This is a genomic window from Aliiglaciecola aliphaticivorans (assembly GCF_054782055.1).
In genome coordinates, this window is record NZ_BAAGTF010000020.1 from 18,986 (window position 1) to 30,044 (window position 11,059).

The window sequence follows — 11,059 nt, forward strand, 5'->3', positions numbered from 1 at the left end:
CTTTAATCCTAGAAGATAAGAACGGGTTTTCACGTTTTTTTGTGCAAATAGTTAATATTTTTTGCTTTTGACCTGAAATGGGTAATTGAAGTTCCCATAAAGCGTTAAAATGCGGTGAATCCCGAGGCCAAATCAAAAAGTTACAAAAGAGTTGTGCTTATCCACTAATTTTAATCTGCCGCTGGCTCATAAATACTGATATTTAGGGTGTTAAATTGAATTAAACCTCGCTAAAATCAGCGGTTGTACGGAATTCTACACCTGCTTCTCCAAGTTACCTTCATTTAAGCATTTGAATCCCGAGTTAGCTGTCTCAATCATAATAATAAATTAGGATGTTTATGCCTGGGTTACATCGCATTATTCTCATCGACACTCACCTGCCAGGTGTTGTGGAATTAAAATTAAACGGTCATACCAATATATGTGGCACCAACGCGTCTGGTAAAACCACCTTGCAACGATTGATTCCGGTTTTTTACGGGGAATATCCAAGTCGAGTTGTACCTTCTACTCGAGATAGTTTCGAGAAGTGGTATTTACCCAGAGAATCTAGTTTTATTGTTTATGAATACGCGCGTAACGAAGGCGATTTGTGCCAGGTTGTTCTGGCTTCGTCTGGAAATGGCGTAAATTATCGGTTTATTGGTAAACCTTTCGAGCTTGATGATTATTTATACAAAAACAAAGCAGGCGAGCACAGTAGCGTTACCATGAATGAATTGGCTCGTAGTTTAAAGCGGGCGAATATTTTGGTGACGAATTTACTCAATACCAAAGAGTTTAAAGCCGTTTTACAAAACGACAGAGGGGTTTTAAACGACAGCACCAATAGTCGAGAATTGTTAGGCTATGCGAGAATATTCAGCTTGTGTGAGCAGGCCAATCACCTCAGACACATCGAAAAACTAGCCAAAGCCGTGCACTCTAAAGAAGGCAAGATGGAAACCATCAAAGCCATGATTGCCGCTATTTTAGAAGAAGATGGCGTACAGCCGCCGAGTTCGAGTTTAAGTCGAAACCGGGTAGAAGATTGGATTAAAGAGTGCCATCTGATTAAAGAGTTCGATGCCATACGTCCTGAGTTCGCAAAATTGGAACAAGCGGATCACCAACTTAATCAAACGGAGTATCGCCTGAGTGAACTGCAACAGCAATTTTCACTCGACAGCAGCGCATTGGCAGCCAATGTGGTTGAATTTGAGCGTGAATTAGATGAACTGCAACTGGCGAGTAAAAAGCGCGAGTCAGATTGGACACATGAAAGGGATGAGTTGAATCAGAATTTGTCTGTGGCCAAAGCAGACTCGGAAAAGTTAGAGTCTGATTTAGAACAAATAGAAAACGAATACGATGATTGGCAATCCCAAGATATTGAAACCCTACAAAGTAATTTGCAACAATTACCCCAGTGGGAAAGTGAATTAGAAACCTCTTCAACCCGCTATGCTTTGCTCACTGAAAAACACCAAGATGTTGAAGCCAGTTTTAATAAGCGCATCGCCCAGATCAGTGAAAAATTGAATGAAGAGCTTGAAGGTTACTCTGAAGAAAAAAACCAATTACAAGATAAACTGTCTGAACAAAAATCCCAGGAACAGCAAAAATTACAGCAAATCAAAGATGACTATCAAGGCCAGCTTAGTAGCGTGGAGTCTGAGTATCGGCAAAGAGCTGACGAGCTTAAAACCCAGTATACAGAAATAACTGCAGCGCTTAAAAATGCAGGGTTCGACGAGTTTGAGCAAAGTCAGTTAGATATTCTTGATGCGACTTTAAAAGAGGCGGGTATCGCGGAAGATGCAGCCCGCGAGAAACATCGCAAAGCGCAACAAGAGTTTGTGCTGGCAAGTCAGGAGCGCAACAAAGCCAATGGCATACTGGAAGACGCCCGTCGGAGTCAATTAGAGGCACAGCATCAATTAGACAAAATCGAAGGGATTTTGTATCCGGGAGAAAACAGTTTACTGGAGTTTTTACGCAAAGAGCGACCTGACTGGCAAGACAATATTGGTAAGGTATTGCATCCCGAGTTATTTAAGCGCAAAGATTTAAAACCATCATTGCATGAAGACGCCAACAGCATTTTTGGGATTAAACTGGATTTACATGCCGTTGATATGTCGGAGTTCGCAGAAACTGAAAATCAACTTCAACAAAAACTCAGTGATGTTCAACAGCTTCTTGATAAAGCCAATGCTAAACAGAATGAAGCAGAGCTTGATTTAGCCAAGGCAAGTGAAGAAGTTCGTAACAAAGAACTGGCACAAGCGAAAACGGAAAGTGCCTGCAAAACGGCCGAAGCAACTCGCAGGCGAGCACAACAAGACAAAGATCAGGTTCAACAAGAGTATGCCCACGCATTGTCACAGCGCAAGCAACAGAATAAAAAACGCTTGAGCAGTATTCAAAGTGAGCAGGCTAAGTGCAAAACGCAACAGGCTGAAGCCATTGCCGAGGTGAAAGATCAGCAGCGAGAAGCGGAAACAGAACATCAATTCCACTGGCAACAGCTGATCCAAGATATTCAATCTAATATTGCGGTTGTAGACAGCCATATCAAAAAAGCCAAAGACATTGCTGCAGAAGACAAACAAAAAATCGAGCAATGGAAAGAAGATGAGCTGAATAATCGAGGGGTTGATGTTGACGATATTGGTACGTTGCAAAAGCGCATAAAACAATTGCAAAAAGACATCACTTACACAGACACCCATCGTCACAAAGTGAAAGACTACCAGCGTTGGTATGAAACTTATTTTGTCGGCTACAAAGTTACATGGCAGCAAAGTCTAACAACGGCGAAAAAAGCGGCAAGTAAAGCGGAACGTTTGTTAAACCAAAAACAAGCTGATTTCAAAGAACAGCGCCAAAAAAGCAAAGATCAGCAAATACAACTGGAACAAGATCTTCGCACTGCAAGAGAGCAGCATACTGACGTGCTAAATATAAATCGTAGTTTAGGTAAACTTAAACTGGTGAAAACGGAGCAAAATAGTCAGACCAATATGTCTGCTAAACCGGATACCGTTAACATTGCCCAGCGTATATCTGAGGGACAAGAATTATTGCAAACTCGTGATCGTTTGTTGGGCGACATCAAGGTATATGTGGAGCACTTTGACCAACTTATTGCGGCCCAATCGGGAACAGGTTTAGCTGATATTTGGGAACGTTCTAGAGATGAATGTGCGGTAGTCAATGATCAAGGTATTCGAAACATCGATCATCGAAGAATGGTGAACCATTTGGCGCAGCTATTAAACGAAGTTGTACCGCAAAAACTCCATGGTTTGCGTGAACAAGGGCGCATTTTTGGCGCAGATTTAACCCAATATTACAATGTCTTGGAAGATATTGATAAACGTATCGCCAGCCAAAGTAAGCGGATCAGTAAAGAAGTTGATGAAGAGTTGTTCCTCGATGGTGTATCTGATTCAGCGGTGAAAATTCGCTCGCGTATTTCAGAGTTGGAGTTTTGGCCTGAGTTAGCCCAGTTTAATAAGCTCTACCAGGCATGGATGAAAAGTGGTGCGGTTGAACTTCCTGATGATGAGTATGCCCAGAGCATGCGTAAGGTGTTAGACATTCTTGGACGGGCAGCGTTGAGTGGCGGGATCAGTAAGTTATTAGATATTGAGCTGCACATTAAAGAAGGTAATTCGAATTTGGTGATTCGCACGGATCGCCAGTTAAATGAATCTTCTAGTCATGGTATGGCCTACTTAATTTTATGTAAATTTTTACTGGCCTTTACGCGTTTGTTACGAGGGAATGCAGATGCAACTATTCACTGGCCCATTGATGAGCTAGGCACCTTGCATCAAAGTAATGTGAAGAAAATATTTGATGCCTGTCAGAACAATAATATTAGTGTGGTGGGGGCATTCCCTAACCCGGAATCTGAAGTATTGACGTTGTTTGATAATCGCTATTTGATTGATAAAACCACGCGAAAACTGCAAGTGGTTCAGCCTAAAGTCAGTGCTATTGCCGAGCGTATTCAAAAGCGCAAACAAACTGAGCAAGGAGTTAACCTATGATTAGTGAACAAGGGCGTATTCTAGAGAGTTTGTTATCGGGGGCTTTTATTTGTCAAATTAGTGATGAAGATGGGTGGCGCTTTCTGAAAACATCAGGCAATAGCGATAAAATTGAAGGGCAGTTGAATATGTTAAATCGTACTTTGGCCAGTGCCGCTGAAGGAGAGGTGTTTTACGCTGCCTATCAAACGCTTGGCGATAACGAGCGTAAAGTGCTAACCAGTCAATTTCAGGACATCTCTAGTCACTTGGTTCCTTTAGTTGAATGGTTATTGTTGGTTCAGCAAGCCAGCGGCACTGATGTACCTGTAACCCAAGGTACCGCTTTGCGCTTGGCAGAAATTCAATTGACCATTGAAGATACCCCAGCATTTGCCGAACAGTTAGCCAAAATTTCCCATTACAAACTCTTTGGTTCCACCAGTGTTTCGGTTGATGGTCAGATTAAACAGGTATTTAAGCGTCTTACTGATTTGGGCTATATGTTGCGACCTAACCAGGACAAACAGATATTTATTGCCACTGGGAAAGTGGAATATCTATATGAAGTAATTAAGTTTATCGATGAAACAGAGTCGTTATCCTTGTCTGAGCAAGCTGATAGTGCTGTGCAGCAGGGAAGTCTGATATGAATCAGAATTTACATCAAGCCGGAGTTAAGCTGCTTAATGCGTTAAGTCGACATGCTGATCTTCTGATGCAGGTGTATTTATCTGGCACGGTGGACGAGTCGAAATTTAGTCCCAAAGTTATTGATAGTTTAGTGCAAATGGGTATTTTATGGCGGCCAGATGCTGACGCTGATTTACGTTTGAAAAATGTGGTAAGGCAGTTACTCGAAGGAAGTCTCCATGACGAACGTAATCGCCAAATAGATGCCAATATTGGTTCAGCCTTAAAAGGGCTTAAAACCCTTGCTGATCATTATAAAGAAGCATTGCAACATCAACGATTTACCGAGGCGAACGCCCATCTTTCTGATTTAACAGAACATGTTTATGCCCTAACGGAGTCGTTAGAAAACAATGTACGTGTGTTGTTTAGCCGCATTAATAATGAATTCGGTTATGTCTCTTCTATTGATGCTAAGATACGTGAAAATCAATTGGCACAGTCTCAAGTTTCCGAGTTATTAGGAGAATTGGAAATGTTCCAATTTGATGAACTCAGTGAGATTGCCGCTAGTAATCGAGAATTACGCCATTTATTGATAGTGACCTTGCAACACAGTTTCTCCCGAGTAACCCAAGAACTATCGATAGTACAAGCTCGATTATTGTCATTGCTAGGCCGTTTTAGAGAGTTACGTGGTCGTACTCGCTTACTTAAAGGCTTTTTGTTGCACATGGAGCACTCGCCTAGTTTTGTGCCAGTCAACTATTGTGGATTAACTCAAGTACCTATGTTGTTTAATCAGGCGGAAGCTGTAATAAAAGCTGCTGCTGTCGATGTGACGCGGGTTGAACATGAGCAAGATTTACAAAAACTAGTGAGTGCAATAAAGACCTTAAACCGACCGCAGAAGTCTTATCAACCCGAGCGAGCTGCCCATCAAATTCATGTAGAAAAACAAAGTGAAGTCGAGTTTGCTGAAGACAAGCTCAAGAAAGCCGTAGAGGGATATTTCTGTCAGGTTATTGATACTGGTGAGCGCTTAACTGCTCTCGAATATTATCAGCAGCATGAATTGGCATTTGATACCGAAGCTTGGTTATACCAAGTGATTGGTGGTTATCAGGGGTTAACGTCGGAAGAGCAGTCGTATTTTGCCATTGAACAAAGTGGGGAGCCGCACCCTGTATACAATGGTAATTTCATTATTCGAGATGTGGAGTTAGGGTTAAGATAACACTTCACATGGCGCAGTTTTCTGCGTCATGTGAGAGGAAATGCCTTAGGGCATGACTTTCATAAAATTATTAAATTTATCTTGGCTTTTGACTACCCATTCTGGTGGTGATTCGCCGCTTCCTGCGAGCTTAAGGTTGGTGTGTTGACTGGCTACAAGTTCGACAATCTCTAACTGTTGCTCGGAGGCATCCACAAAAAAGATGTGTTTCCCTTGTTTTAGCAGTTTTTGAAACTGTCTGAACTGATAATTAGGCAGTTGAATACCAATTAGGCCTCCTTCCCAAGTGCAAAACCCTAATATGACTACTGCAAGAAAGCCAAAAGGGATCCAGCCTGCCGCGGTAAGGTGCCAATTCATGCTAAACGCTAGCAGTAAAACCAAGGCTGCGCCGATTACACCTATTATTGCTCCCATTTCTGTAGAACGTATAACATCTTTTTTCAACACGGACTCAATGGCATGTAAATGGTGTTTTTCAACTTCAGCATCATTTTCACTTAACACATGTAATTGAGGTGCACTTAATCCTTTATCTTCAAGTTCACTTTGGATAACACTTAGGTCATTCAAGTCATCACTTATGTAGTATTGTCTTTTCATCTAAAGTACCCTTTTGCTGTCGAGTTGTTTCTAAAGCATAAGAACAATATTAGTACAAAAAAACATTTTTGTTTATTTTTTGTACAATTTATATTGTTGCTCCTATACCAACACAAGTTGTTTACACGATGGAATAGTTGTAGAAAAATTAAAACCTTTGCCATGCGCAAATCCAAGAGAGAATATTTATGAGTTTGTTAGGTTCAACAATGATTTTTCTGGCTGCGGCAGTGGTTGCTGTACCCATTTTCAAACGTTTGAAGTTGGGGGCAATTCTGGGGTACTTAGTCGCCGGTATGATAATAGGACCATCGATTATGGATTGGGTGTCTGCACCTGAAACCATTTTACATTTTGCGGAGCTTGGCGTTGTATTTTTGTTGTTCATCATCGGCCTAGAATTAGAACCTAAAAAACTCTTAAAAATGCGTGATCAGATTGTTTTTACGGGGGGCGGGCAGTTATTTTTGAGCGCCTGTTTTATCGCGATTTCAGTTAAGTATATTGTTGGTACTGACTGGACAGCAGCCATAGTGATTGGCTTGGCCGTGGCACTTTCCTCTACTGCTTTTGCCATTCAATTAATGGAAAATCAAAAAATTTTAAAGACCCCACCAGGTCAAAAAGGGTTTTCAATCTTGTTGATGCAAGATTTAGCCGTTATCCCCATTTTGCTGTTAGTACAAAGTCTTTCCACTGTTCCTGATGTCGACTCGCCAGCCTGGTGGATAAGCGTGTCTGCAATTGTAACGGTACTAATTATTGGAAAGTTTCTGATCAACCCATTTCTACGACTGATTTCCCATTGGGGAAATGCTGAAATTATGACTTCCGCAGCCTTGTTAATTGTTATTGCTACAGCCTTGGGGATGCAAGAAGCTGGATTATCGATGGGTATGGGCGCATTTGTTGCTGGTATGCTGCTTGCCAATTCAAGTTTTAAACATCAATTAGAGGCGGAAATTGAACCCTTCAAAGGGTTGTTGTTAGGGTTGTTTTTTATCGCTATTGGTATGAATTTAGACTTGGCTTTGTTTTTCCATAATCCGTTATTCATTATTGCCGCTGCATTAGCACTTCTTGCTATCAAGACACTGATTATTTTCAGCATTCTTAAACTTTCAAAACAAACCAATACAGACTCAGTACGTATTGCTCTTATGCTGTCTCAAGGGGGAGAGTTTGCTTTTGTGGTCATGGGGGCAGCCAGTGGTGCAAATATTCTTGAGCCAACACTGGCCAACCAAGTCACCTTGGTTGTTGGGGTGTCAATGGCGTTAACCTCTCCGTTAGTGATATTACATAGTATTTGGTTTAATAGCCAAAACTGCCCTGCAGTGTACGACTCACAAAGAGATACAGATGAGCCGAGAGTACTAATAGCCGGTTTTGGGCGGTTCGGTCAGGTGACAGGGCGTATTTTGGCTGCCAATAAAATTCCTTTCACTGCCTTAGACAAAGATGCAGAGCACATTGCGTTTGTCAAAAAATTCGGTAATAAAGTGTTTTATGGTGACGCTACTCGATTAGATTTATTGAAGGTATCGGGCATTGAAAAGGCCTCCATTCTATTAATTGCGGTGGACAATGTCGAAGACACCTTCAAAATCGTCGCTCTGGTAAGTGAACAATTTCCCCATGTGAAGATGGTGGTTAGAGCACGCAATCGTAACGCGGTAATGCGTTTATCTAAGGTAGAAAATTTGCGATTTGTTAGGGAACTCTTTTGGTCTGGATTGCGTGCAGCTGAGTTCGTCTTAGAGGATTTTGGTTTTGACAAAAAACAGGCTACACATATGTGTGACATATTCGAAAAACATGATGAAAAAATCCTTAAGGAAGTGATTGAGGCTGATTCTAATTTAGATGAATTAATTGAACTAAGTAAAAAAGGGCGGGCCGATTTGGAAACTTTATTTGCCAATGATATTAAAGAGATCGGTGGAAACTAGTTTAAAATACTCACTTTGGGTCGTAGTGTAACAAAAATGTCATCTTAACAGCATAGGCTTACCGGCCGGCAATATGTACTTGTTTATTGCATTGCATAAATGCATTTTTCTCATCCTACAGCTCAAGGTAGTCGCTAGTGTTTGAATTCTTTTATCTAAATATACGAAACAAGCTGCTTTTTCTGATTTGTTCTATTTTATTGATAATTTTAGTCGCAGTATATATTGGGTTGTCTTCATTAAACTCGGTTACTCAGGAGTATTCTGCCACCGTTAATCGAGAAGTAACTAATATTACCGAAGTCTCTGCGTTAAATGTGCGCTTTAAAACACAAGTTCAAGAATGGAAAAACACCTTAATAAGAGGCAAAGACCCAGAGCAGCTTGAAAAATATTGGGGAAGGTTTGTTCAAAATGGACAAACTATTGTCGCCCAATACAGTAATATTTTAAACAATATGTCAGAGCAGCATCCTGCATACAGTCATGTTAAAGACTTTTCGGTGAGCTACCCTAAAATGCTGCTGGCATATGAGTCTGGTTATGATTCCTTCTTAACTTCAGGCTTTGATATTGCCGTTGCGGACAACAGTGTAAAAGGCATAGATAGAGCACCAACTAAGAGCTTAAATAACGCAGTTGAAGCAACTAATCAATACGTTTTAGGTTTGAAAAAGCAAATTGAATCCCGCGCCAGTTCAGTATTTATTTATACCAATGTGATCATAATCGTAACGATTTTAATCTGTATTTTAGCGGTGTCTTGGTTTATTAATGCCAGCGTGCTTACACCGTTAAATCGCTTAACGGATGTTTCAAAACAAATTGCAGCGGGGGATTTCACCGGTCAGATTGAAAGTACTACTCGAGATCAAATTGGTCGGGTAACTGATAATGTAAAGCTCATTCAAAATGACTTGAGCAAAATGTTAAGTCGCATTCTTGGCGAATTGAAAGAACTCGGTGAAATCATCAATGACTTGGTTGAGGCGTTTCAAACCGTAAAACATGGTCTGAAGAGCCAAGTTGATTTGACTCAAAAAACCAGTGACCGTGTTGAGCAATTAACTCAAACTGGAAATGAAATTGATGGAGCCATTAAAAAAGCATCAGAATTTGTTGCTGCATCTACTAAGGAAGCTGACCAAGGTCGAATGGTGTTTAAACAAAACGTGACGATTAGCCAAAGCGTGATGGACGCGACTAATTATGCGTCGGATATTATATCGACACTGAAAAAAGACTCTGATGACATAGGCGATGTGGTAAATGTGATCAATAGTATTGCCGATCAAACCAATTTGCTGGCATTAAACGCTGCTATTGAAGCTGCTAGAGCTGGTGGTGCGGGCAGAGGTTTTGCGGTTGTGGCCGACGAAGTACGTACTTTGGCAACGAAAACTCAGCAATCGACGCAACTTATATCACAAAATGTACACAAGCTACAAAATGCAGCGGATGAAGCTGTTTCTGCTATGGCTGAAGGTAAAATTCAAGCCGCTGATGGACTTCAACAAACACAGTCTTCGTTAGAAATTATTGATGCTTTAAGTCAATCTTTTAGCAAAATTCACGATTTGAACTTGCAAGTGCAAGCTGCTGTTGAGTTGCAACAAGGTCAAAACACCAACGTGAATAATGATATCTCGGAAATTGTTGGCTTGAGCGAAAGCTCGCAGTTAGCAGTCAACCGAATGGAAGGCGCGTCAAAAGTACTGTCATCTATTTTTGAAAGTATTCACCTAGCGACCCGAGACTTTAAAACTAAAAACGAACAATAAATTGCTTATGGGATGTTTATAGGTTTCTTAACGAAATCTACCTTTATATGGACAGGCATCTTTTTAGGTTGTGGTGATAACAACTTAATAATCTAATATGGACAGGCATCTTTTCCTCTAATATGGACAGGCATCTTTTTAGGTTGTGGTGATAACAACTTAATATTTTTTAGTGAGTACCAACAAAAAACTATAATCGGCTGTTATTTTAGATAAATGCATGCAGCGATTCGGTATCTGCGTTGGGTAAGTGCTTTTGAGATGAATTTAGTACGAGGCTAAACCTGCTTCTTGTGAAAAAATGCCTGAAATGAAAAGTGATTCAGAAGGGCGTTAACCCAATGAGCTCATTTGCCGACGTTTTCGTTTGTAGTGCTTTAAAGTGTCTGTTTGTCCTGCAGCCACACTAAAATGTGTTTCAAAGGTTAAAAACATATCTTGCCAGGTGTGTTCGTCGAATCCTAAGCGTTGCAATATGGGCGATTCAGACATATCTATTGCCCCTCGTTGGTCAGGATTGATTCTGCGGCCCGATAGGTCCACTAATTGTAGATAGTCGACTAAATCAAACGTTAGTCCTGCCGGTTTTGGCTGCATTGAGTTACCGACAAAGGGCATTAACGTAGAGGGCTGATACCCTTTTTTAAAATCATGAATGCGGCGCTTTATGCTGGTGTGGTGAGATGATTCTGGGGTGGTTGCCATTTTAGCGCGTATTGGATTTAAATCTACGTACACCATACATGCTGCCAAGGCATGCTCATCCAACAGGGCTTGTGACTTGAATCGCCCTTCCCAAAAATGCCCCGTACAGTTATCTTCCTGGTTTGC

6 protein-coding genes and 1 pseudogene are annotated in these 11,059 nt (G+C 41.0%); 5 read left to right on the plus strand and 2 right to left on the minus strand.

The genetic code is table 11. The features are described from left to right. The first annotated feature begins 341 nt into the window (after positions 1 to 341). Genes ACYVIL_RS11780 through ACYVIL_RS11790 form a run of 3 tightly spaced genes read left to right on the plus strand, consistent with a single transcriptional unit; the run spans position 342 to position 5,892 of the window. A complete protein-coding gene (locus tag ACYVIL_RS11780) occupies positions 342 to 4,043 on the plus strand; it encodes an ATP-binding protein (RefSeq protein ID WP_460312558.1) in 3,702 nt (1,233 codons plus the stop codon). After that, positions 4,040 to 4,675: a hypothetical protein gene (locus ACYVIL_RS11785; protein ID WP_303477247.1), complete on the plus strand. Its 636-nt coding sequence runs from the start codon at positions 4,040 to 4,042 to the stop codon at positions 4,673 to 4,675. The genes ACYVIL_RS11780 and ACYVIL_RS11785 overlap by 4 nt, the downstream gene beginning before the upstream one ends. Next, positions 4,672 to 5,892, plus strand: a complete 1,221-nt coding sequence (locus tag ACYVIL_RS11790; RefSeq protein ID WP_303477244.1) for a phosphoenolpyruvate carboxylase — start codon at positions 4,672 to 4,674, stop codon at positions 5,890 to 5,892. The genes ACYVIL_RS11785 and ACYVIL_RS11790 overlap by 4 nt, the downstream gene beginning before the upstream one ends. A 45-nt stretch (positions 5,893 to 5,937) precedes the next feature. Here ACYVIL_RS11790 and ACYVIL_RS11795 read toward each other — a convergent pair whose 3' ends face one another. After that, the gene (locus ACYVIL_RS11795; protein WP_460312559.1) at positions 5,938 to 6,495 is read right to left on the minus strand and encodes an NAD/FAD-utilizing enzyme; all 558 of its coding nucleotides are present in this window, start codon (positions 6,493 to 6,495) and stop codon (positions 5,938 to 5,940) included. A 188-nt stretch (positions 6,496 to 6,683) separates the two neighbouring features. On the opposite strand from ACYVIL_RS11795, the gene ACYVIL_RS11800 reads away from it, so the two are divergent. Together ACYVIL_RS11800 and ACYVIL_RS11805 are read left to right on the plus strand one after the other, a co-directional pair. Continuing rightward, positions 6,684 to 8,447 carry a monovalent cation:proton antiporter-2 (CPA2) family protein gene (locus ACYVIL_RS11800; protein WP_460312560.1) on the plus strand — a complete coding sequence of 588 codons (1,764 nt, stop codon included), beginning with the start codon at positions 6,684 to 6,686 and terminating at the stop codon, positions 8,445 to 8,447. Positions 8,448 to 8,584: 137 nt separating this feature from the next. After that, on the plus strand, positions 8,585 to 10,228 hold the full coding sequence (locus tag ACYVIL_RS11805) for a methyl-accepting chemotaxis protein (protein ID WP_460312561.1): 1,644 nt from the start codon (positions 8,585 to 8,587) through the stop codon (positions 10,226 to 10,228). Positions 10,229 to 10,561: 333 nt separating this feature from the next. Here ACYVIL_RS11805 and ACYVIL_RS11810 read toward each other — a convergent pair. Further along, a pseudogene (locus tag ACYVIL_RS11810) lies at positions 10,562 to 11,059 on the minus strand (transposase); the annotation flags it as partial.

Coding starts and splice junctions, on each gene's coding strand:
- ACYVIL_RS11800 (WP_460312560.1), top strand. CDS start 6,684: ATGAGTTTGTTAGGTTCAACAATGATTTTTCTGGCTGCGGCAGTGGTT.
- ACYVIL_RS11790 (WP_303477244.1), top strand. CDS start 4,672: ATGAATCAGAATTTACATCAAGCCGGAGTTAAGCTGCTTAATGCGTTA.
- ACYVIL_RS11795 (WP_460312559.1), bottom strand. CDS start 6,495: ATGAAAAGACAATACTACATAAGTGATGACTTGAATGACCTAAGTGTT.
- ACYVIL_RS11785 (WP_303477247.1), top strand. CDS start 4,040: ATGATTAGTGAACAAGGGCGTATTCTAGAGAGTTTGTTATCGGGGGCT.
- ACYVIL_RS11780 (WP_460312558.1), top strand. CDS start 342: ATGCCTGGGTTACATCGCATTATTCTCATCGACACTCACCTGCCAGGT.